The sequence below is a fragment of the Microcoleus sp. LAD1_D3 genome, assembly GCF_036702135.1.
Lineage (GTDB): Bacteria > Cyanobacteriota > Cyanobacteriia > Cyanobacteriales > Microcoleaceae > Microcoleus.
In genome coordinates this window covers 1-22,754 of record NZ_JAUBSB010000008.1, presented here as the reverse complement: position 1 = coordinate 22,754, position 22,754 = coordinate 1, and the positions used below count along the sequence as shown (strand labels likewise).

General features: G+C 45.4%; 17 protein-coding genes. 11 read left to right on the top strand and 6 right to left on the bottom strand.

What is annotated here, in order from left to right; translation table 11 throughout:
- Nucleotides 1–20 precede the first annotated feature (20 nt).
- The 3 genes from QUA74_RS06700 to QUA74_RS06690 all read right to left on the bottom strand — a co-directional run bounded on the left by QUA74_RS06700 (nucleotide 21) and on the right by QUA74_RS06690 (nucleotide 5,115).
- Nucleotides 21–2,231 carry an NHLP family bacteriocin export ABC transporter peptidase/permease/ATPase subunit gene (locus tag QUA74_RS06700; RefSeq protein ID WP_333326328.1) on the bottom strand — a complete coding sequence of 737 codons (2,211 nt, stop codon included), beginning with the start codon at nucleotides 2,229–2,231 and terminating at the stop codon, nucleotides 21–23.
- Nucleotides 2,232–2,399: 168 nt separating this feature from the next.
- Nucleotides 2,400–4,187 (bottom strand): NHLP bacteriocin system secretion protein, encoded by a 1,788-nt coding sequence (locus QUA74_RS06695; RefSeq protein WP_333326326.1) that lies wholly within the window; start codon nucleotides 4,185–4,187, stop codon nucleotides 2,400–2,402.
- A gap of 778 nt (nucleotides 4,188–4,965) precedes the next feature.
- Nucleotides 4,966–5,115, bottom strand: coding sequence for an isochorismate synthase (locus QUA74_RS06690; protein WP_333326324.1), 150 nt, complete (start codon nucleotides 5,113–5,115; stop codon nucleotides 4,966–4,968).
- Nucleotides 5,116–5,614: 499 nt separating this feature from the next.
- On the opposite strand from QUA74_RS06690, the gene QUA74_RS06685 reads away from it, so the two are divergent.
- From QUA74_RS06685 to crn3, 7 genes are all read left to right on the top strand, one after another.
- A complete protein-coding gene (locus QUA74_RS06685; RefSeq protein ID WP_333326322.1) occupies nucleotides 5,615–7,018 on the top strand; it encodes a nicotinate phosphoribosyltransferase in 1,404 nt (467 codons plus the stop codon).
- Nucleotides 7,019–7,080: 62 nt separating this feature from the next.
- Entirely contained in the window at nucleotides 7,081–7,680 is a 600-nt protein-coding gene (locus QUA74_RS06680) for a nicotinate-nucleotide adenylyltransferase (RefSeq protein WP_333326320.1), read from the top strand.
- Nucleotides 7,641–8,390 (top strand): NrtR DNA-binding winged helix domain-containing protein, encoded by a 750-nt coding sequence (locus tag QUA74_RS06675; protein ID WP_333326318.1) that lies wholly within the window; start codon nucleotides 7,641–7,643, stop codon nucleotides 8,388–8,390. Before QUA74_RS06680 ends, QUA74_RS06675 begins: the two co-directional genes overlap by 40 nt.
- Before the next feature lie 70 nt (nucleotides 8,391–8,460).
- Nucleotides 8,461–8,754 carry an isochorismate lyase gene (locus tag QUA74_RS06670; protein WP_333326316.1) on the top strand — a complete coding sequence of 98 codons (294 nt, stop codon included), beginning with the start codon at nucleotides 8,461–8,463 and terminating at the stop codon, nucleotides 8,752–8,754.
- 87 nt (nucleotides 8,755–8,841) lie between these two features.
- Nucleotides 8,842–10,572 (top strand): NAD+ synthase, encoded by a 1,731-nt coding sequence (locus QUA74_RS06665; protein WP_333326314.1) that lies wholly within the window; start codon nucleotides 8,842–8,844, stop codon nucleotides 10,570–10,572.
- 19 nt (nucleotides 10,573–10,591) lie between these two features.
- Nucleotides 10,592–11,521, top strand: coding sequence for a DUF192 domain-containing protein (locus tag QUA74_RS06660; RefSeq protein ID WP_333326312.1), 930 nt, complete (start codon nucleotides 10,592–10,594; stop codon nucleotides 11,519–11,521).
- A 43-nt stretch (nucleotides 11,522–11,564) separates the two neighbouring features.
- Nucleotides 11,565–11,897 carry a CRISPR-associated ring nuclease Crn3/Csx3 gene (crn3, locus tag QUA74_RS06655; RefSeq protein WP_242722629.1) on the top strand — a complete coding sequence of 111 codons (333 nt, stop codon included), beginning with the start codon at nucleotides 11,565–11,567 and terminating at the stop codon, nucleotides 11,895–11,897.
- Between the two features lie 701 nt (nucleotides 11,898–12,598).
- On the opposite strand, the gene QUA74_RS06650 is transcribed toward crn3, so the two are convergent.
- A complete protein-coding gene (locus QUA74_RS06650) occupies nucleotides 12,599–13,504 on the bottom strand; it encodes a LysR substrate-binding domain-containing protein (RefSeq protein ID WP_333326310.1) in 906 nt (301 codons plus the stop codon).
- Nucleotides 13,505–13,755: 251 nt separating this feature from the next.
- On the opposite strand from QUA74_RS06650, the gene QUA74_RS06645 reads away from it, so the two are divergent.
- From QUA74_RS06645 to QUA74_RS06630, 4 genes are all read left to right on the top strand, one after another.
- The gene (locus QUA74_RS06645) at nucleotides 13,756–14,652 is read left to right on the top strand and encodes an aspartoacylase (RefSeq protein ID WP_333326308.1); all 897 of its coding nucleotides are present in this window, start codon (nucleotides 13,756–13,758) and stop codon (nucleotides 14,650–14,652) included.
- A gap of 171 nt (nucleotides 14,653–14,823) precedes the next feature.
- Nucleotides 14,824–16,497, top strand: coding sequence for a S8 family peptidase (locus tag QUA74_RS06640; protein ID WP_333326306.1), 1,674 nt, complete (start codon nucleotides 14,824–14,826; stop codon nucleotides 16,495–16,497).
- A 135-nt stretch (nucleotides 16,498–16,632) separates the two neighbouring features.
- Nucleotides 16,633–18,345: a calcium-binding protein gene (locus QUA74_RS06635; RefSeq protein ID WP_333326304.1), complete on the top strand. Its 1,713-nt coding sequence runs from the start codon at nucleotides 16,633–16,635 to the stop codon at nucleotides 18,343–18,345.
- Between the two features lie 253 nt (nucleotides 18,346–18,598).
- Entirely contained in the window at nucleotides 18,599–19,228 is a 630-nt protein-coding gene (locus tag QUA74_RS06630; protein ID WP_333326302.1) for a hypothetical protein, read from the top strand.
- Between the two features lie 232 nt (nucleotides 19,229–19,460).
- Here the strand turns inward: QUA74_RS06630 and ureC are convergent, their stop codons facing one another.
- On the bottom strand, nucleotides 19,461–21,218 hold the full coding sequence (ureC, locus tag QUA74_RS06625; protein WP_333326300.1) for an urease subunit alpha: 1,758 nt from the start codon (nucleotides 21,216–21,218) through the stop codon (nucleotides 19,461–19,463).
- A gap of 178 nt (nucleotides 21,219–21,396) precedes the next feature.
- Nucleotides 21,397–22,491: a glycosyltransferase family 61 protein gene (locus QUA74_RS06620; protein ID WP_333326298.1), complete on the bottom strand. Its 1,095-nt coding sequence runs from the start codon at nucleotides 22,489–22,491 to the stop codon at nucleotides 21,397–21,399.
- Nucleotides 22,492–22,754 lie beyond the last annotated feature (263 nt).

Below are 22,754 nucleotides of genomic sequence, written 5' to 3'. Positions count from 1 at the left end.
CAAAAGTTCGGTATTTCTGTTTATTGTTCGTTCCCAACCAAACGAGCATAAGCTCCTCCCAGCTTTTGCAACTCCTCATGAGTGCCTCTCTGAACTACTTTCCCCCCTGCAAGCATAATAATTTCATCGCAATCTCGAATCGTACTCAAACGGTGAGCAACCACAATACAAGAAGTACCGCGACGCCTCAAATTGCGATCGATAATTAACTCGGTTTCAGCATCCAAAGCACTCGTTGCTTCATCCAGCACCAACACCGCTGGATTCCTTACTAACGCCCTGGCAATTTCCAAACGCTGCCGCTGTCCGCCGCTCATATTTGTTCCCCCTTCATTGAGTTGAGCATCGTATCCTCCCGGCATATTCAAAATAAGTTCGTGAATTGCCGCATCAATGCACGCTTGCACTAAATCTGCTTCCGGTACTGTCGGGTCCCAAAGCGTGAGATTTTCCCGAACAGTCCCGGCAAATAGAAATATCTCTTGTTCGACCATTGCCAGCGAATTTGCTAGGATAGAACGGGGAATCAAATTGCGGGGAACCCCGTCAAATAAAATTTCGCCATTCATCGGTTCGTAAAGTCCGGTGACAAGTTTGGCAATAGTAGATTTGCCTGAACCGCTGCCCCCCACTAACGCTACCCGCTGACTAGGTTTTACGGTTAAGTTCAAGTTGTTAATTAGTGGCGCTTCCAAGCGGCTGTAGCCAAAACTGACACTCCGCAATTCAATGCTTCCTTGCAGGTGAAAAGAATCTGGTGCAAGGGCGCTGCGGCCGTTTTGACTGTGAAAAGAATCGCGGTCTGCTTCAGGATCGATCGGGTTTTGCAGAACGTCATCAAGTCGGCTTAAATCGGCTTCTAATTCTTGCAGAGTGCTGCCAAAATTGACCAGATTGTTAACTGGGCTGAGGAATTGCTGAGTGAGACTTTGGTAGGCAATTAACATCCCGATACTCAAACTGCCGTTCATCACTCGCATGCCGCCGACAACTAAGATAGTAGTTGCAGCTAAGGCCGTCAAAAATGCGGGTAATATTGACAATATTTGAGTGGGCAAAGCCAATTCTTGCTGGGCGTTGCTCATTTTGGCATAGTACCCGGCAAACTTAGAAAATAAATCGAATTCTAAACCGCTAGCTTTGACAGTTTCAATAGACTGAATGCCTGCAATTGCAGCACCGCCAACCTTACCTGTTTCCTGAGCTAATCTGGTGTTAGCATCGACACGGCTGCGGGATAAAGATTGCAGTGCCAAAAAGTTTAAGGCTGCAAAAACAGCGGCAACACTGGTCAATACCCAGTCGTACATAACCATAATTATCGCATAGAAAACCATCATCACTGCGTCGATCACAGTTGCAGCAAGTTTCCCCGATAAAATTTCAGCAACCTTGTCATTAACTTGGCAGCGGCTGCTAATTTCACCTGCAAACCGCTGGGCGTAAAATCCCACAGGCAAGCGCAAAGTATGCCAGAGAAACTGTCCCGACATCGAAATCGCAAGCTTGTTTGCCAGCCGCCGCAAATAGAAAAGCCGCATTCGCGCTAGCAGCCCTTGGACGGCCGCCGCAAACAGCATTCCCAATATTAAAGGTCGCAGCCACTCGTGACGGTTTTCGACCAGAATTTCATCTACAAAAATTTGAGTAAATGCCGCTCCAGCCAAACGGGGAACAGTCAGTAATAAACCAGCAATTAAACAAAATGCGATCGCCCAACGGGAACTTTGCAATCGGGAATCTAAAGCACGGGCAATACTCGGTTTTTTCCCACCCTTTTTAAACTCCGGCCCAGGCTCAAAAGTCAAAACAACGCCAGTATAAGCAGACTTAAATTCTTCTAGAGAAACAGTCCTCGGTCCCGATGCGGGGTCGTTGAGATAAACGCGCTTTTTCTTCATCCCCTCAACCACCAAAAAGTGATTGAAATTCCAAAAAACAATAAAAGGTGGCGGTACAACTTTCAACTCTTCGACAGTTTTTTTAAACCCTTTAGCATCTAAGCCGTAAATTCGGGCTGCTTTGAGGATATTAGAAGCTTTACTGCCATCGCGAGAAACGCCGCACTCGCTCCGCAATTGAGCTAAAGGTACCGGGTGTTCCCAGTAACTCAAAATAATTCCTAAAGCAGCAGCACCGCATTCTACTGCTTCCATTTGTAACAGGGTGGGAGTACGAACTCGCCTTAATTTTTGAGGCGTAAAAAAGTTGTCAATCCACTGAGATTTCATCGGCTAGTAAGGGATAAATGGTAATAGTAATACTTTCGTTACTCTCGTTCCTAGCCTCGGCCTGGGAACGCAGGGTGTGAGGATCAGCCTCATATTTTATGCGAGACAGAGCCTCGTGATAGGCATTATCAGGCAGAGCCTGGAAACGAAAAAACTGACTAATAACGGTTAGTAAACCCCCGTCAAAGACCGAAAAATAGGAATCACGTAAGAAATCGGCGCTAACTGCCCGATTTGAACCCGAACTAGCGCCGTAGTACCGGGGGAAATCTTGAGAGGAGGCCCGTTCGAGGAAGACCATTTGTAACCGCTGATAGTGTTCGGATCTTGTTGCAATTCCACAAAGATTTGCACGGGAGCACCGCCGCCAGCGATGCTTTTTGCGATGCTGTCAGCCAAATTTTCATTGCCGATAATTGACGACATATCTTGATTAGTAACCGGAAAAGGAGAAACTTGGGTTACTTTGCCGACAATGCCACCGTAGCGTTCCCGCTTGACGACGCTAGGGGTAACTTGTACAGTCATTCCCGGTTTAATTTGCTTGCCGTCTCTGTCAGCAAAATAAACAAGACTGACCATTTTTTCGCGAGAAGTTTCAGATTCAACTGTCCCGATTCTTGTACCGATGTTCAGCATTTGACCTGCAACGGCGCTAACTTCCAAAACGCGACCGTCATATTGGCTGGTAATTTTGCTGTCGGCCGTCAACTGATTCTGCAAGTGGGCCATCTTGCGTTTAACTTCCTGAATTTGATTTGTTTGGGCGATCGACTTTTCTAAATCTTGTTGAGCGAGTTTGACCGCTTGGGTTTCCATGTCTTTAATCTTAGTTTTTATTTCATCAATTTTGTTGAGGTTTTGCAGGTAATCTCGTTCGGTGTTACTTTTCTGAACTTTAAGTTCTTGGAGGTTGTTTTTAATTTCGTTAAGGCGGTTGAGATTTTGCAGGTACTCTCGTTCGGTATTGGTAGCTTCTACCTTGAGTTGCTGCCGGCTGTTTTTGATGTCGTCAATTTTATTGAGATTTTGCAGGAATTCGCGATCGCTATTAGTTTTCTGAACGTCGAGTTCCTTTAACTGCGTTTCAATATCCGCCAGTTGCATCTGAGAGTCCGCGAATTCCTGTCTCGCTTGCAGCATTACATCCTCGCTGATCGCCCTCTCTTGTTCGTAAAGAACGCGACGAGTTTCAAACCGCTGCTGCAAAGTTTCCACCAAAGAAGTGATGTGCTGCTTTCGCTGCAAAAGACTGTCGCGTTTTTTGGCGATCGCGGCCAGAGTTTGCTGCCGCAATATCGGCGCAACTTGTTCTCGCCGCAAACTTTCTTCCAAACTTTGGCGTTTTTCTGCTAATGCTGTCAGAGTTTGCTGTCGCAGTACCGGCGCAATTTGTTCGCGGCGTAAACTTTCTTCCAAACTTTGGCGTTTTTGCTCTAATGCAGCCATACTTTGCTGGTGCAATATCGGTGCAACTGACTCCCTATTCAAGCTTTCTTGAAGGTCTTTTTGCTGCTGTTCGAGGGTTTTTAATTCCAGGGCAATCTGCTGTTTTTGCAGCTTATTAGTATCTTGCTTTTGCCCTTGCAGTTCAGCTAATTTCGCTTTCTCTTGCTCTAGCTGCTGCTTGAGGTCTAGTTTATCAATTCTGCCGATTTCCTGACCCCGTTTCACTGCATCCCCCGGCTTGATATTCAGCTTTACCAATTGACCGGAACTAGCAGCTTGAAATTGCACGACTCGGCGGGGCAGAAGCAACACGCCTTGACCGGAAACAGTCAGCGGAATTCGCCCGATCGCACTCCAAACGGCCGCAGCAGCAACTAAACAGCCAATTGCAGTTAGTGGCAGCCACGATCGAGGACTAACCACCTGCATCATTTCGTCGAGGCGTTCCGGTGAAGATAAGCGATCGATCGCTTCAGTAGTGAAAAGTTTGTTTTGTTTTACCTGCATCAGCTATTCCTTTCGAGAGTGCGATCGCGGCTGTAAGCAGGGGTGTATTTGAAGGGGAAATTCCTTGCAAGTCAATTGAGGCACAAACAATTTCCCAACAAACGTTCAAAGCTTCCCTACAATTACTTGAATGTTCTCACTCCTGTTTGCCGCTTGCCTGTAAAATCACTTTACGACAATTAACCCTCGTAAGACCTAACTAACAGTATAGTTTTCAGCTAACAAAAAGACCAGCTTACAGCCAGTCTTCAGACGGGGGAATGACCCGAACTTTTGGCTAGGTATCGCCCACAGCCAGTGTCTACACATTGCTCACCAGTTAAGCTAAAAACACTTTTGTCAATCAGTATAATTACTCTAAGGTATCGAAGTAGCAACTTAAAATGTGGTGCGATTTGTCCAAGGAGGGGGGTAAAACATTTACGACTCCTGCAAGGATTGCTATATAGTTTGATTTTTGGTAAGGTTACTGAACCAACCCTAGTGCAAAAAAAGGTTTTCGTTTTGCTTGGTGTTTCTCTAATTTATACGCAGTAAACCGGGGGCAAAAATCTTTATTTCAAAAGCTTACTCCACTGAATATGCTTTTTGTCAATTTGGGAAGTTCAATGTAATTGGTGATGGGTAATTGTAGGTGGGGTAGAAGGAAGGGAAACCCACCTACAATTACTATTAACGGTCAAAAGTCAAAAGTTAACAGTCAACAATTAATTGTTAACTGTTGACTGTTAAACTGAATGCCTGTCCCGAACTCGCTAGAAACTGCTTGAATGGCTGCTCATTTTCTCGATTTAGAGCTTTTGGAGAGCTTACCCTCAAAAGGTTGAACTCCACTATTTGGATAGTTGTCATCGCTGGGGCTAAAAATCCGCACCGCTGCTTCCGAAACGTAACGCATCGCGTTTGCCAAAGATTTAGAAAGATTCATAGAATCTGCCTCTCTTGTCTGAGTTCTGATACTTTTAATATTACTCTGATTTTTGGGCTGTGGATGAGTTTAGCAATATTTATTTGAATTACTTATTGGTCTGCAACATAGAAGCAAGCTGAAGGTTTTAGGAATTACGCATTTTTGGACGATCGACCTTTTGCTGGTAGATTTTTCCTGGCTCAACTCAAGCACTCGCGATCGCCCTCACGACGCTCAGAAACCGGGTTTTCTAACTCTATTCAAAGGCTGCAAGGAAATATTTTCGCAAAAAACCCGGAACGCTTGAGTGTTTGTGGTTAATTCCTGAGTTTGTTAAATTAAGAATTTATATGGTTTTTACCATAAAATTAATGTACAAATTAACCGAAAGCCGCTATTAAAGGCCATAATCAGCGAATTTTTCCGACACATATCTGCAATCTTCATCAAATATTTACAAAAAGATATGGTGTTTGTCACTATAATTAAAAAAAGAAGTTTGTCCGGGGTTTTTTTTATGAAAACTACCACAGAAAGCCTGCAGCTCACAGGTTTTGAAGAAATCTTAGAAGACCAGGAACTAACGGTTTCTTCAGCAGATTACAGCCTTTTGACCGATCTCTACCAGCTAACGATGGCCGCTTGTTATGTCGGGGAAGGGCTCGACGGGCGGGCCGCGAGTTTTGAATTATTCGCGCGCAGACTACCAGAGGGTTTTGGCTACGCGATCGCGATGGGTTTGGCGCAAGTTATTGATTATTTGGAAAAATTTCGGTTTTCGCCGGCGCAAATTGAGGCTTTGCAGTCCACTGGGATTTTTGCCGGCGCGCCGGAGCGATTTTGGACTTTACTCGCCACAGCCCGTTTTACTGGCGATGTTTGGGCGGTGCCGGAGGGGACGGCGGTGTTTGCCAACGAGCCTCTGCTGCGAATTGAGGCTCCTCTGTGGCAGGCTCAGTTAGTGGAAACTTATTTATTGAATGCCATAAATTATCAAACTTTGATTGCGACGCGGGCAGCGCGGCTGCGCGATGTGGCGGGCCCGGAGGCTAAGTTGCTGGAATTCGGGACGCGCAGGGCTTTTGGGCCTCAAGCTGCTGTTTGGGCGGCTAGGGCTGCCCTGGCTGCGGGGTTCGACGGAACTTCTAATGTTTTGGCTGCTTTGAAGTTGGGCCGCAAACCTGTAGGTACGATCGCCCATGCTTTGGTGATGGCTGTTGCCGCCCTCGAAGGCAGCGAGAATCAGGCATTTGCAGCTTTTCACCGCTATTTTCCGGGGGCGCCGCTGCTGATAGATACTTATGATACTGTGGCGGCGGCGCGGATGTTGGCCGATCGAGTAAACAGCGGTGAAATGCAGTTGGAAGGCGTGCGGCTGGATTCGGGCGATTTGGCGGCGCTGTCTCGGGAAGTTCGATCTATCCTTCCGGGCGTTCCAATTTTTGCTAGTGGCGATTTGGACGATCGAGAAATTGCTAAATTAAAAAGTAGCGGTGCTTGCATTGACGGTTACGGTTTGGGAACCAAGTTGGTCAGCGGTTCCCCTGTGAACGGTGTTTATAAGTTGGTGGAAATTGACGGAATTCCGGTGATGAAAGAGGCAAGCGGCAAGGTAACATATCCAGGAAGAAAACAAATTTTTAGACATATTGAAAATGGGCAAATTCTCGGAGATTGTTTGGGATTGTCAGGAGAAAATATTAAGAATTGCGATTCTCATGTACCATTAATGAAATTGGTTGTCAAGGATGGCAAACGAGTCCAGAACCAGGAAAGTTTGGAGGATATTGCCAAACGAACTGCTGCTTCTGTCGCCAGTCTTCGACCCGAAACTCGCCAACTTGACAACCCGATTTCGCCGCCGGTGGAAATTTCTACAGATTTGCAGAGTCTCACCCAAAAAACCAAAAAGAGTCAGTAGTCAGTAGTCATTAGTCAGTAGTCATCAATCAACAGTCAACAGTCAACAGTCAACAATTACCTATGCAGAAGATTGCTCTTTTTGGAACCAGTGCCGATCCACCCACAGCAGGACACAAAACAATTCTGAGTTGGCTTTCCCAACATTTTGATTGGGTAGCAGTTTGGGCGTCGGACAATCCTTTTAAGTCGCACCAAACTTCTCTAGAACACCGATCGGCAATGCTGCTGTTAATGATTCAAGAAATTAATTCGCCCAGACACAATCTTTGCTTGCATCCAGAACTCAGCAGTCCAAGGACGGTGGAAACTGTGGAACAAGCAAGATTGCTGTGGCCGAATGCAGATTTGACACTGGTAATAGGTTCGGACTTGGTGGGGCAACTGTCTCGCTGGTACAAATTTGAACAATTGTTAAAACAAGTGGATCTGCTGATAGTACCGCGACCTGGTTATCCATCAGAACAATTAGATTTGTGGCAGTTGAGGCGCATGGGTGCAGACGTGGCGATCGCCTCTTTGAATGGTCCCAATGTTTCTTCTACTTCCTATCGGGAAACAGGAGACACCCAAGCCCTGACTCCGACCATCGAAGATTACATCAATAGGGAGCATTTGTACGCATGGCACGAGGCACAAAAAAGAGCGAGGGTTGCTCATTAGCTGACTTTAAAGTAGGAGTAGATAATGTTATTTTTTCCGTCGATACCGTGCAGAACCGCTTGTTGGTGCTGTTGGTAATGCGGCAAGACGAACCGTTTATCGATTCTTGGAGTCTTCCTGGTACTTTGGTGCGTGAGGGGGAGTCTCTTGAAAATGCGGCTTACCGGATTTTGTCTGAGAAAATTCGGGTAAAAAATTTGTATCTGGAGCAATTGTATACTTTCGGAGAACCGGGGCGCGATCCTCGGGAAGTTACCAGGGGCGATCGTTATCTTTCGGTTAGTTATTTTGCTTTGGTTCGCTTTGAGGAAGCTGAGTTAATTGCTGGGAGTGTAGTCGCGGGTGTGGGACACCGTGTCGGCGGCATTGCTTGGTATCCCGTGCAACAAGTTCCAAAGCTCGCCTTCGATCACACTCAAATTCTCGAATACGGATATCGGCGACTGCGTAACAAACTTGAATACAGCCCGGTAGCTTTTGAAGTTTTGCCGGAACTTTTTACTTTGAGCGATTTGTATCAACTTTATACAACTATTTTGGGGGAAAGTTTTTCTGATTATTCTAATTTTAGATCTCGATTGTTGAAATTGGGTTTTTTGTGCGATACCGGTGTTAAGGTTTCGCGCGGGGCTGGCCGCCCTGCTAGTTTGTACCGCTTTGATGCGGCCGCTTTTGCTCCTTTCAAAAATAAGCCACTGGTGTTTATCTAGCTGTTCCTTGGATGACATTCGGGGAGCAATTTAGTAACATTAGAATAGAAGCTATTTAGGAGTGCAGACTATGAAAGACCCTGATGAATGCGCTAATATTCACGAAGTTCGGGAGGAAATTGATATCATCGATCGAGAAGTGATCGATGCTTTGAGCAAGAGATTTCAATACGTCATCGCGGCTGCAAGGTTCAAAACGAGTGAAGCTAGCGTTCGATCGTCGGATCGCTTTCAGGCTATGTTACAACAGCGGCGGGAGTGGGCTCAAGAATCTGGTTTGAATCCTGATGTGGTTGAAAATATTTACCGGGATTTGGTAAATTATTATATTGAGGAAGAGTTGAAACATTACAAATCTGAGTAATCTTTCGCTACATTCAAATCTAGGACTATAGGAAAGTGAGTCCGCGCGGGCGGACTGTTAGCAATATTTATTAAGTGATTTGGTGATATGAAAATTGCGATCGCACAACTCAACCCTACTATCGGTGATATCTTTGGCAACTCCAACCTAATTCTGGAGGCAGCGAAAAAAGCTGAGGTTGAGGGCGCAAACTTATTGCTAACACCGGAACTTTCCCTGATCGGTTATCCGCCGCGCGATTTGTTAATCAATCCGAGTTTCATTGCAGATGCAGGTGCACAGTTGCTGCAACTGGCGCAAGCTTTGCCACCGGAGTTGGCAGTCATAGTAGGCACGGCATTACCTAATGCTAATGCTGTTCAACTCGGCGGAAAATCATTGTTTAATAGCGCTGTTTTGTTGCAAAATGGCGCCGTCAAACAAGTTTTTCATAAACGCTTGTTGCCTACTTATGATGTATTTGATGAAGATAGATATTTTGAACCGGGCGAAAACAGCAATTACTTTTCTATTGGCGAAGTCAAAATCGGCGTGACAATTTGTGAAGATTTGTGGAACAATGAGGAGTTTTGGGGTAAACGCAGCTACGCAGGCGATCCTGTTTCCGATTTGGCAAAATTGGGTGTAGATTTAGTGCTGAATTTGTCGGCATCGCCTTATTCTGCGGGGAAGCGGGGAGTGCGATCGGCGATGTTGCAGCACAGCGTCATCCGCTGCGGGATACCGATTATTTACGCTAATCAGGTAGGGGGAAATGATGATATTATTTTTGACGGCAGCAGTTTTGGTGTGAATCGAAAGGGTGATTTCATTCAGGTATTAGGTTCTTTTGAAACGGATTTTGCGGTGCTGGAATATGACGAAAATAAACAAGATTTAATTGGCAGCGGCGGCATCGGGCAAGATGCCCGATCCACAACAGATTTAAGTTTCCATCCGGCAGAAGGAGATGCCGAAATTTGGGCGGCTTTGGTTTTGGGAGTGCGAGATTATGTCCGCAAGTGCGGTTTTTCTAAGGTTGTACTCGGTTTGAGTGGCGGGATAGATTCGGCTTTGGTGGCGGCGATCGCCAGTTGCGCGATCGGGCCCGAAAATGTTCTAGGGGTGTTGATGCCTTCTCCTTACAGTTCGGATCATTCGGTTAATGATGCTTTGGAATTAGCCCGAAATCTGGGCGTTGCGATCGAACTATTGCCGATCGGCGATTTGATGAAAACTTACGATCGCACTCTCGCCGATTTGTTTGTCAATACAACTTTCGGGATTGCTGAGGAAAATATTCAATCGCGGATTCGAGGCAATTTGTTGATGGCAATTTCTAATAAGTTCGGACATTTGCTGCTTTCGACTGGGAATAAGTCGGAAATGGCGGTGGGTTACTGCACTCTCTACGGCGATATGAATGGAGGATTGGCGGTGATTTCTGATGTGCCGAAAACTCGCGTTTATTCGCTTTGTAGGTGGCTGAATTCTGGGAGTGAGAAGATTAAAAATCAGGTAAACTTGGGAAAGGAAATTATTCCGGTTAATATTATTAGTAAACCGCCGAGTGCTGAACTGAAACCTGGCCAAATTGACCAAGATTCTTTGCCGGATTACGATGTTTTGGATGACATCTTGCAGCGGTTGATCGAACATCACGAATCTGCCCAAAAAATTGTGGCTGCAGGATACGATGAAGCCGTGGTTAAACGTGTAGTAAAATTAGTGAGGCAAGCGGAGTTTAAACGGCGGCAAGCAGCCCCGGGTTTGAAAATTAGCGATCGAGCTTTTGGTACTGGTTGGCGGATGCCGATCGCCAAATCTTCCTTCTATTAAACGCATCATTAAACGCAAAATGGTTAACATCGACGGTACTTTCGGCTTCGATTTTCTCCTGGGAACTCTCAGCAACGATACGATGAGAGGATTTGCAGGTAATGATACTATTCAAGGTTTGGGGGGAAACGATCGGATTTTTGGCGATCGGGAAAATGATTTGTTAGCAGGAAATGAAGGCGCTGATACGCTGTCTGGCGGGCAAGGAAGCGATACAATCTATGGAGGACAAGACTCCGATTGGATTTTTGGCGATCGGGGTAACGATTTGCTAATAGGCGGCGAAGGCGGGGATATCTTGACAGGAGGCGCGGGGGAGGATTTATTTGTGATGGAAAAAACCGCCGCCGCCTCTACTATTACTGAAGCAGATATAATTACAGATTTTGGCAACGGCAATGATAAAATTGTCTTGACCGATGGCATGAAGTTTAGCGATTTGGATCTTTCTGTTGCGGATAACCAAACTATTATGAAAGATAAAAACTCTGGTAATTATTTAGGAGTTGTTTCGGGAAATTCTAATCTGACTGAATCAAACTTTATGTCGCTGTTTGGCGGGATAGATAGGGGTCAGCTTTTGCCAATTTCGGTTAACACGATTATAGCCGATCGCGCGATCGGACTGGAAGTGGCGCAAACTCCCCAAGAACAAGCGACAGGTTTAATGTTTCGCACAGAATTACCGGATGACAGAGGAATGTTTTTCCCCATCGAACCCCCGCGAAACGTGCGTTTTTGGATGAAAAACGTGTTGATTGAGCTCGATATGGTTTTTCTGCGGGAAGGCGTCGTGCAGGCGATAATTCCTAATGTACCGCCGTGTTTCAGCGAAACCTGCCCCAACTACGGCCCGGATGTTCCCGTTGACGGAGTTATTGAACTCAGAGGCGGAAGGGCGGCCCAATTGGGACTCAAAGTTGGCGATCTGATTCCCAATTTACCCTAAAAGGTATATGATTTTATCGCAGCATTCAACATTTGTGCATCCAATGAATCCTATTGAATTAAAAATAATCTCCCATCAAACTCAAGACGGTTTAGCTTACCAACATTTGCGCTTGCGAATTACAACTCAAGACGGTATCATCACACCCGATGATTTACAAGGTTTGAAACTTCCTCAAGACGTTCAATTGAGCCAAGGAATTGTTATTGAAGGTAGAGGAGCAATTTGGCTGTACGGGTATTTAGTGCACGAATGTCATCCTGCGGCTTGGGTGGGATGTTACGATCCGCGATTAGAAGGTGCCGTGGTAGTAGCGACGCACAAGCATGAGGTATCAGTTGGACAGGTATTAAAATTGAGTTTACCAAGCGATTAAGACTCTCCGTAGCGGGTGTAGCGGCTTTGGTTTTGAATGCCAACCCGACTCTTACTCCGGCTCAAGTTGAGTATATCTTGACGACAATAGCCAACCCAAATGAGATAATAGCCTACAAAGAATAGGCAGCCACTATTCAGAAATATTAGTCGATCGCCATACACCCGCGCGAATCAGTTTTGTCCTAACCTGCGCGCGGATGGGATGTGGATGCAATCCAGCAATGGATGGCAAATATGGATTGACTTCGCAGTTATAAATTTGACAGAAATTCGGCGGTTCTAGTTGGCGAACTTGTGAAGGTCAAATTCAAAATTTTAGCAAGCAAGTAGGATGGAACATGAGTTCGCAAGTAATCCCTATACCAGGGGAGTTTCCAACAGTTGCTGCATGAAGTTGGCAAAGTTATGTTGACAGCGATAAAAGCATAACTAGGTACTGTCTTTTTGCTGGCGGGCAGACATGACAAGCGTGGAGAGTTACAAAATTTAACCTGTTTTCTACTTTCGCCAATTGCGGCAAGTAACAGTTAATACAGCATATTCCAGCTTCATGAACTACAGTAGCAGCTATATTGTGTGGTGTTAATCTGTAGGGTGCGGATCTGCGAGATATTGGATAAAACTTGCAGATTGTTAATGGCGAGGCACCTTAATTGCTTGACTTTTCAAAGCTTTTTACCTATGCCTGTTTCTCACAAATCATTTAGGATTGCTATAAATTGAGAGGGTTTTAATAATATTGAGGAATTGCTGCAAAATGGTGGACGAATGATTATGCCGCCAAACAGCAGTTAATTGAGTGGTTGTCGTTTGTTCCTGAATCTGACGATATACCACTCCTTCGCGTTGAAGATTCTGTACGTGAGATGGCAGAATGCTGATACCTGTTTCGCCTGCGACTAATCCCAAAATTGTGACCATAAAGACGGCTGTTTGAGCAACTTTAGGAACAAACCCTGCTTGCGAACATACATGGTAAATTTCCTCAGATAAGCCAGCCACAATCTGATGAAGGGGCATTACAAATTCTTGATCCTTTAGGTCGGAAAGCGAAATTTTGGATTGGGCTGTAAGCGGATGGTTTTTGGGTAAAACGACGACAAGTGGTTCTTGCGTGAGAGACATCGTTTCTAAATCATTGGCTTCAGAAATATCGTGGTAGAGATAGAGAAAAATGATATCAGTCTGGCGATCGCGCAACCTCTGAATTAGGGAAGCACTATGTTCTTCCTGCAAAATCAGTTTTACCTCTGGATATCGCTGTCGAAAAGTTCGCAGCATCTCTGGAAAGACACCATTCGCGATCGAACTGGGAAAACCCACCGTCAAATAACCCAATTCACCCTGATGAATGCGCTGGGTTTTATGTACCGCTTGTTCTAACTGTACCAAAGTTGCGCGAGCTTCTTCTAAAAACGCCTGTCCTGCTGGGGTTAGCTGAATTGGGAGAGTTTTGCGATCGAATAGCTTCACACCCAGTTCAGCCTCTAAATCTTTAATTTGTTGACTTAGGGGGGGTTGGGCAATGTGCAATCGCTCTGCAGCACGGCTAAAGCTCAGTTCGTCTGCCACTGCAATGAAGTAACGAAGATGGCGAAGTTCCATAGGTTATACGATTTTAGATTTTAGATTTGAGAATAGAACGATTGGGAATGAATGATTACTATCATGGTTTGGAGCACGGTCCTACAGTTACATTCTCTTTTGTAACGGGGATTAAATACTATATTTTTTAAGTATATTGTTATATATAAAAAAGTATTTGACATATAGCAATAACTTCTTTATCTTGAAAGTAATAGTTATAAATTTCGGCACGAAATACCCATTTAAGTATTGCTTAATGAGGATTATTCATGATTTCGCAAGTAATTCGACGAGTTGCAGTTGTGGGAGGAACCCACGGAAACGAGTTGACTGGGGTTTTTCTGATTAAGAAGTTTCAACAATTCCCAGACTTACTGAAACGATCGAGTTTTGAGGTGGTTACTCTATTAGCTAATCCTCAAGCGGTAAAGTCCAATCGGCGTTATGTTGATCGCGATTTGAACCGTTGCTTTGCCGAGGAAGATTTGTCTAACCCAGATTTGATGGGTTACGAGAACAGACGTGCTAAGGAAATCTCCGCCCAACTATGTCCGAAAGACGAACATGGGGCTGATGTGATCGTTGACCTTCACAGCACAACGGCCAACATGGGGCTGACAATTTTACCATCTAGCAAACATCCATTCAATTTGCAATTATTAGCTTATTTGAGTGAGATCGAGCCCTCACTGCGAGTTTGTTTCGGAGAGCATTCTGGTCAGGATGCCCCAATGCTTCGATCGCTCTCTGCTTTCGGTGGCACCATAGAAGTTGGGCCGATCGCCCAGGGAGTCATTAACGCCCGTCAGCTTCAGCAAACCGAAATGCTGGTTCACGCCATTCTGGATTATCTCGACGCACAAAATCGGGGAAAGCCGCTTCATATACCATCATATTTAACTGTATATCAGGCGATCGGCTCAGTAGACTATCCCAGAAATTCAGTAGGTGAACTGCAAGCTGCGATCCATCCCCAACTTCAGTTCAAAGACTATGAACCATTACATCCCGGTGAACCGATGTTTCTCACATTTACGGGAGAATCACTCCCCTATCAAGGAGAATCTACTGTTTTCCCTGTATTCATTAACGAAGCGGCCTATTACGAAAAACACATAGCGATGGTTTTGACGCAAAAACAACAGCTTCAGCTTGAAACGGCATAACTTGCCGAAAAATATGACTTTTATGAAATTAGGGTTATGACTTTTATGAACTCAAGCAATGAATTTATGAATTGACTTATCATCTCGCATCTGGAATAATCTTAATTAATTTAAAATCAAGCATTGTCTCCCCTAAACACAAGTGAATCTCAAATTATCTGGAGTGAATTTATGGAAAGTACGCTCGGTATATTTGCAATCGATCGCCAACAGCAGCTCACAGCAGCATTAACAACCTTTGGTAACAGCGGTCAGCTTAACTTTTTCACTGCATCCAGTCAATTTAATGGTAGCATCCCAACCCACGGCTTTAACACGGCTAAATTGAAAGCGAGCGCGATCGGCAGCAACGAACAACAAATAGCAAATTTTATAGTATCTCAAAATAGCGAGATTTTCAGTGACTCAGGCAGCGATCCAGCCGCTAGCGGTACATCTTTAGCTCAACAACAACCAAACTCAGAAGCCATGACTGTGGGCACAGATCCCCTCACAGGAACGAGAACGGCTAATCAGTTGAATTTATCAGACCCAGACAACTCCTTAGCCACTGCACGCAATATTGGTGTTGCTGATAACAATCGCTTCACCTTCAATGATTTTGTAGGAGTTGACGACAACGAGGATTATTACCGCTTTACTATTAACAACAATAGCGATTTAAGCTTACGTATCGATGTTTTGAATGGGGCAGGGATCGAGTTAATTCAAGATAAAAATCGCAACGGTGAGGCTGATTATGATGAACTTCTTGGCAGCGATTATGCCTCAGCAGGTGCATCCGGCGAGATACATTTCTTCAACCTGACTCCTGGAGATTACTATGTCGCAGTTTATAGTTACTTTGACTATAAGAATTACAACCTGAATCTTGCTGCCACGCCTGGTACTGGTTTTAGCAGCAATTACGGATACGGTTTAGTGGATGCAAATGCAGCAGTAGCCCGCACTTTTAACAGTCCAGTTAAGTTCCCCGAAGTTCCTAATTTGGGCGGGAATGATTGGGCAAGAGAGATGGTAAATGCGCCGGAAGTTTGGCAGGGGGGAATTACCGGAAATGGCATCGTAGTCGCTGTTGTCGATAGCGGTGTTGACTACACCCATCCCGATTTAGATGCCAATATTTGGCAGAATGCGGGTGAGATTCCCAATAACGGTATTGACGACGATCGCAACGGATATATTGATGATATTCAGGGTTGGGATTTTGTGTGGAACGACAACAACCCAATGGATTGGGACGGTCATGGGACTCACGTAGCAGGCGCGATCGCGGCCGAACGAAATGATTTTGGCATAACTGGAGTTGCCTACAATGCAAAGATTATGCCTGTAAGAGTTTTGCCGGCATTTGGCTATGGGAACTTCAATAATTTTGCTGCTGGAATTCGCTATGCTGCTGATAATGGAGCTAATGTAATTAACTTTAGTATTGGTGGCTGGTCGCCTAGCATGGAGGTTGATGAGGCAATTCAGTACGCAACTAACAAAGGAGTGGTTGTCGTCATGGCAGCAGGAAATGATGGTTTTAGCGAACCAGCTTATCCTGCTAGAGATGCCGATAGCTTCGGAATTGCCGTAGGAGGAATTGATATAAATGGCAGGATGGATGAATTCTCTAACCGTGCAGGTTCCCGACCTTTGGATTACCTAATTGCACCGGGAGTAGACATCTTTTCTACAACTCCCTATAACACCTACGAAACCTACAGCGGCACATCGATGGCAGCCCCTCACGTGGCGGGTGTAGCGGCTTTAGTTTTGAATGCCAATCCGAATCTAACTCCGGCTCAGGTTGAGCAAATTTTGACTTCAACAGCCAACCCAAATGAGATAATAGCCTAGAAAAAATAGGCAGCAACTATTCAGAAACATTAGTCGATCGCCCTACAACCGCGGGAATCTGTTTTGTCAGAAGCTTCGGCCGAGCGACAAAACTCTCGTCTATTTAGCAAATTTGCAATTTTAGTGTAAGGACTTATGACTATTACTCGCGTCTCTGTAGACTCAGCAGGCAATCAGGCGAACGGCTTCTCCAACAATTCCTCCATCTCAGCCGATGGGCGGTTTGTAGCATTTCAATCTAATGCCTTCAACCTCGTGCCCGGGGATACTAACGGTAGCAGCGACATCTTCGTGCGGGACACGCTCACCAATACCACCACCCGCGTCTCAGTAGACTCAGCAGGCAATCCGGGGAACAGCTTCTCCTTCTCTCCCTCCATCTCAGCCGACGGGCGGTTTGTAGCATTTCAATCTAATGCCTTCAACCTCGTGCCGGGGGATACTAACAATCTCTATGACATCTTCGTGCGGGACTTGTCAACCAATACAACTACCCGCGTCTCTGTAGACTCAGCAGGCAATCCGGGGAACGGTAGCGTCACCTATTCCTCCATCTCAGGCGACGGAAGGTTTGTAGCGTTTGAATCTAATGCCACCAACTTCGTGCCGGGGGATACTAACAATGCTGGCGACATCTTCGTGCGGGACACGCTCACCAACACCACCACCCGCGTCTCTGTAGACTCAGCAGGCAATCAGGCAAACGACTTCTCTCTATTCCCCTCGATCTCCGCCGACGGGCGGTTTGTGGCGTTTACTTCTTCTGCAACAAACCTCGTGCCGGGGAATACTAACAATGCTGGCGACATCTTCGTGCGGGACTTGTCAACCAATACAACTACCCGCGTCTCAGTAGACTCAGCAGGCAATCCGGGGAACAGCAGCTCCCTCTATCCCTCCATCTCAGGCGACGGGCGGTTTGTGGTGTTTACTTCTTCTGCAACAAACCTCGTGCCGGGAGACACGAACAATGCTCAGGATGTCTTCGTGCGGGACTTGTTAACCAATACCACCACCCGCGTCTCTGTAGACTCAGCAGGCAATCAGGGGGACAAAACCTCCTTCGCTGCTCCCTCCATCTCAGCCGACGGGCGGTTTGTGGCGTTTAACTCTGATGCTTCCAACCTGGTGCCGGGGGATACTAACAATCAAACCGACATCTTCCTGCGGGACTTGTTAACCAATACCACTACCCGCGTCTCTATAGACTCAGCAGGCAATCAGGGGAACAGCTTCTCCGCCGACATCTCCGCCATCCCGGCGAACGGGCCGAAAGTCTCGGCGAACGGACAGAAAGTGTCGTTTGAATCTGATGCCTCCAACCTCGTGCCGGGAGACACGAACAATGCTAAGGATGTCTTTGTTTCTGACATCGGCAGCACTCCAGGTGGCAGCAATAACCCTCCAAACGTCATCAACGGCACGGACGGCAACGACAACCTGACTGGCACTCCCGGCAACGATATCATCAACGGTTTGGCAGGCAATGACGTGCTGACTGGTTTGCGGGCCAACGATATCATCAATGGTGGCGACGGTAGCGATAACCTGTCTGGGGGAAAAGGTTTTGACACCCTCAACGGCGGCTTGGGCAACGATATTCTAGTCGGTGGCGCGGGCAAAGATGTATTTGTTTTAGCTGCGGGGTTGGGAGTTGATACAATCTCTGATTTCGGCAACGCTCAAGATACCATTCAATTAATCAACGGCTTGACCTTCGGACAGCTATCAATTTCCGCTGGAACTAACGGCACATTAATTGGATTAGCTAGCAGCGGTGAAATTTTAGCTGCTTTGACAGGTGTTGCTCCCAATCTCATCGGCCCTGAAGATTTCGTCTCTGTTTAAATATCTGTAGATTCTCAATTGCCTGCTGTAGAAACACAGCAATGCTTTGTCCTTTCACCGAATATCTCACCTTTACTCAAAGAAGACGATCCGGACTTACGCACTCCGACAGAGAAACCGGGTTTTTTACCGAATCTGCGGGTCACAACGCAGTATTTTCGTAAAAAACCCGGTTTTTGAACCCCCATGCACAAGCCCTAGCAAAAAATGGTTTGACGCGCAATATACTGTTGTTAGCTTTTAGTTATTAATTATGGCAAATTATAAAACAGTTTTTTTGTTCAATAGTGTAACTTTAGTGCTAGTTGGGATAGTGACGGCGTGTCTGAATTTATTCGGTTCTTCGGTAAAAGGGTTATTTTTGCCGCCTTGCTCTGCCACGTATCCGGGTGCAGGTTTCTTTTTCTTGGCGTTTCAAATGTTATTTTATTTATCGGTAATGGTGTGCGCTTTTACCTTTGGATTGCTGAGAATTATTCAACCAGAGCGCCCAGAAAATCGATTTATTTTATATTCGGCACTGTTTGCGGGTTGCTTTCTGTTCAATGAAGTTTTTCGCACCCATGTTCATCTGGGACGTGCGGGTTTTCCGAAAGTGACAATTGTCATATTTTACGCCGTGCTGGCAATTGCATACGGATTAGCTTTTCGGAGACAAATTCGCTCGACTCCCTATGCTTTACTGCTGAGTGGCGTTGGTTTGCTATTTGTTGCCTTTTTTGCAGAAGCGCTGCCGTTAAAAAACGAGATTGTTTCGAGCTTGCTGGAGGGAATACCGAAGCTGTTGAGCGGGATTAATATTGCACTTTATTTTTGGTTTGTGTGCCAGGGTTTGATAGTGCGATCGCTCAATTATTCTAACACGAAATCAAATCCAGAATGAAGTAAGATGAAGATTTGCTGTTGGGTGGGGGCGGGTTTTTGAGATTGTCTATTTTTGGCAAATATTGTTTGTAAAACCCGCCCCTACATGATTGTATAATCGGTTAAAACTGAGATATTGCACAAGTGTCAGTTAGCCTTTTATGAACAGGCAAGATGCCTGTTCCACAAAATATAAATTTTATTGTGGAACAGGCATCTTGCCTGTTGCTGACAATGGTGCAAGATATCAGTTAAAACAAAAAGTACCGCTGCGCCATTGGCAAAATTGTTGCCGGTTCGCAAGTTAACAATTCCCCATCCGCCCTGACTTCATAAGTTTCTGGATCGACTTCCATTTGTGGCAAATAATCGTTGAGTTTCATGTCTCTTTTACTAATTTGTCGCGTCCCGGAAACTGCTACAGTGGGCTTTTGCAAACCGAGCTGTGCGGCAATATCTCGATCGCACGCAGCCTGAGAAACAAACGTCAGACAAGTCGCGCCAATCGCCCCGCCAAAACTGCCAAACATCGGCCGCATATGCACCGGTTGTGGCGTGGGAATGCTGGCGTTAGCATCTCCCATCTGCCCGTAGGCGATCGCCCCTCCTTTAATTACCAACTCCGGTTTCACCCCAAAAAAAGCCGGTCGCCACAAACACAAATCCGCCAATTTCCCCTCTTCCACCGAACCTACATACTGACTAATTCCGTGAGTAATCGCCGGGTTAATTGTATATTTTGCAATGTACCGCTTCGCCCGAAAATTGTCATTCTCTCCCCTAGTGGAACGGCTATCTTGCCCGTCTAAATCACCTGTGGAACGGGCATCTTGCCCGTTCAAAATTCCCCTTTGAACCTTCATTTTATGAGCCGTTTGCCAAGTCCGAATAATCACTTCCCCAACTCTTCCCATCGCCTGCGAGTCAGAAGAAATCATACTAAACGCACCTAAATCGTGCAAAATATCCTCAGCAGCAATAGTTTCCCTTCTAATTCTCGATTCAGCAAAAGCCACATCTTCAGGAATGCCTCGATCCAAATGGTGGCAAACCATCAACATATCTAAATGTTCTTCTAAAGTATTGACAGTGTAAGGGCGAGTCGGGTTAGTTGACGAAGGCAAAACATTAGCTTGGCCGCAAACTTTAATAATATCCGGTGCGTGTCCGCCACCAGCACCTTCGGTATGGTAAGTATGAATAGCTCGATTCTTAAACGCCGCAATTGTAGCTTCCACAAATCCCGCTTCATTGAGAGTATCCGTGTGAATTGCAACTTGCACGTCGTACTCGTCAGCTACACTCAAACAAGTATCGATCGTTGCTGGTGTAGTTCCCCAATCTTCGTGGAGTTTCAAACCCATTGCACCTGCTAATATTTGTTCAATTAATGCTTGGGGTTGACTGGTATTTCCTTTACCTAAAAACCCTAGATTTACGGGGAAAGCGTCAGCAGCTTGCAGCATTCTGTACATATGCCAGGGCCCCGGAGTACAAGTTGTGGCGTTTGTACCCGTTGCAGGGCCTGTGCCACCCCCGATCATTGTCGTGATGCCGGAGGCGATCGCCACTTCAATTTGCTGCGGACAAATAAAGTGAATGTGAGTGTCAATTCCCCCAGCGGTGAGAATCATTCCTTCGCCCGCAATTACTTCAGTACCAGGCCCGATAATAATATCTACCCTATCTTGAATATAAGGATTCCCGGCTTTACCAATTTTGTAAATTTTGCCGTCTTTAATGCCGACATCTGCTTTAACAATTCCCCACCAATCTAATATTAAAGCATTAGTAATTACCGTGTCAACAGCGCCGTCAGCATTAGAAATAGGCGATTGTCCCATACCGTCGCGGATGACTTTGCCACCACCAAATTTAACTTCATCCCCGTAGGTTGTGAAGTCTTGTTCAACTTCAATGAATAATTCTGTATCGGCTAACCGGACGCGATCGCCCACCGTCGGCCCGAAGGTTTCCGCGTAAGCGCGGCGATCCATTCTGTAACTCATGCTCGCTCCTAATATTAATAAATTTTTAGTTAGCATTTGAGACCCACTTGAATTATACTATGAGGCTAGTTCCTCACTCTGAGATTAGTAAAAAAAATCCAACATTAAGCAAGCTTTAAACGCCCATCGTCATCAATTATTCCCAATCGCAAATCGAAAATGCTATGAAGCGGCAAATTTACTCCAGCATTTTCTGGATTTCCCTTTTCAAAATCTCCACATCTACCGTCATATCCATGCCAATGAAACTCCAATCTTCCCCTACATTGTTGTCATCAACCATACGGGAGTATTCTAATCCCAATAGCTGGCAAATGTAATAGAAATATGGCGGAGTGTACCCTCCATAAAAGAATTCTAATACTTTCGTTCCTCGCTGACACCACAGCAAATTTGTAAAACCAGCCCCGTGAGGGCCGACAACCACCGCGGCTTCTGCAAACAGACGAATTTGTTCATCGACAGTGCGCGAGATATCTTCCAAAATTTCAAAATCAAATTCTTTCAAAACCTCTCGCACTTGTACTTCATTTTTAACCTGACGCCGGCCACTTCTAGACAAATATAGTTTTCTATAAGGCTTTACCTTTTCCTTAAGACAGAATTTTTTCCGCAAAAGCTCTATATCGTAAGGACTGGGAAAATACCAGTCTTGATTGTTTCCCACCACAACACTTTCTGCATGATATCCCGTATCTCTAGCCCGAGTGTCGATTAGTGAACTTTCAGGAATACCGAGTTTGGTCATAAAGCCCAACTCAAAATCTGTATGCCGTAAAGGATAACAAATTTTGGCTTGTCGCCAAATTTCTTTACCTAAAGCCTCCTCAATTCGACAAAGTTTAGCCAGCACAAAAATGACATAATCATAATAACTACACCACAAATGCGACCAAGGAGCAACTACCAGCGTATAGGTAATTTTGTTAGGTTTGTAAGGCCATTCCAGAATGCCCGCACCGCTAATGCGAAAATCCAAGTCTAAAAGCAACTTGTTATTCAGCAGCGTGTTGCCCGAAGTACAAATAGTTAGAGAATTTATTTTTTGATTCAGGGAAATCTTCCAAACATAATCTGGGTCAAAAGACACGGTTTTTTCAGTGGCAAAAAACCGAGAAGGCACTTTATTTACCGAGGCTAATGCGGGTATATTGAGGGGTTCGTGCTGCTTTTTGTAAACGATGCTGTCATCTAACAATTTGATGCTGGTGCGCCGATCTAACGGGGTTCTCCAGACACGCCTTGATGTTGCCAGCAAGCTCTGCTTCAACATCTGTTTTATGTGGTCAACCAATTGTGGGTTCATCACGCGCTTGTGCTGTATATCTTTGCAGTTTTTACAACCACTGTAGATGCAAACTGCAAATTTAAACTCGCTCAAAAGTCGGAGATTGAACTAACAAAAGAAAGCCCGAAGGCACTTATACACAAGGCAGAGAAAAAGTTGTGAGAGGGCTTTTTGAAATGCTCACCGTCCTAAAGGAGCGGTGATTCTTGACGCTTCATCGGGATTTGCTACCGAAGTAGTCTGACAAT

Coding starts and splice junctions, on each gene's coding strand:
- QUA74_RS06700 (WP_333326328.1), bottom strand. CDS start 2,231: ATGAAATCTCAGTGGATTGACAACTTTTTTACGCCTCAAAAATTAAGG.
- QUA74_RS06695 (WP_333326326.1), bottom strand. CDS start 4,187: ATGCAGGTAAAACAAAACAAACTTTTCACTACTGAAGCGATCGATCGC.
- QUA74_RS06690 (WP_333326324.1), bottom strand. CDS start 5,115: ATGAATCTTTCTAAATCTTTGGCAAACGCGATGCGTTACGTTTCGGAA.
- QUA74_RS06685 (WP_333326322.1), top strand. CDS start 5,615: ATGAAAACTACCACAGAAAGCCTGCAGCTCACAGGTTTTGAAGAAATC.
- QUA74_RS06680 (WP_333326320.1), top strand. CDS start 7,081: ATGCAGAAGATTGCTCTTTTTGGAACCAGTGCCGATCCACCCACAGCA.
- QUA74_RS06675 (WP_333326318.1), top strand. CDS start 7,641: ATGGCACGAGGCACAAAAAAGAGCGAGGGTTGCTCATTAGCTGACTTT.
- QUA74_RS06670 (WP_333326316.1), top strand. CDS start 8,461: ATGAAAGACCCTGATGAATGCGCTAATATTCACGAAGTTCGGGAGGAA.
- QUA74_RS06665 (WP_333326314.1), top strand. CDS start 8,842: ATGAAAATTGCGATCGCACAACTCAACCCTACTATCGGTGATATCTTT.
- QUA74_RS06660 (WP_333326312.1), top strand. CDS start 10,592: ATGGTTAACATCGACGGTACTTTCGGCTTCGATTTTCTCCTGGGAACT.
- crn3 (WP_242722629.1), top strand. CDS start 11,565: ATGAATCCTATTGAATTAAAAATAATCTCCCATCAAACTCAAGACGGT.
- QUA74_RS06650 (WP_333326310.1), bottom strand. CDS start 13,504: ATGGAACTTCGCCATCTTCGTTACTTCATTGCAGTGGCAGACGAACTG.
- QUA74_RS06645 (WP_333326308.1), top strand. CDS start 13,756: ATGATTTCGCAAGTAATTCGACGAGTTGCAGTTGTGGGAGGAACCCAC.
- QUA74_RS06640 (WP_333326306.1), top strand. CDS start 14,824: ATGGAAAGTACGCTCGGTATATTTGCAATCGATCGCCAACAGCAGCTC.
- QUA74_RS06635 (WP_333326304.1), top strand. CDS start 16,633: ATGACTATTACTCGCGTCTCTGTAGACTCAGCAGGCAATCAGGCGAAC.
- QUA74_RS06630 (WP_333326302.1), top strand. CDS start 18,599: ATGGCAAATTATAAAACAGTTTTTTTGTTCAATAGTGTAACTTTAGTG.
- ureC (WP_333326300.1), bottom strand. CDS start 21,218: ATGAGTTACAGAATGGATCGCCGCGCTTACGCGGAAACCTTCGGGCCG.
- QUA74_RS06620 (WP_333326298.1), bottom strand. CDS start 22,491: ATGTTGAAGCAGAGCTTGCTGGCAACATCAAGGCGTGTCTGGAGAACC.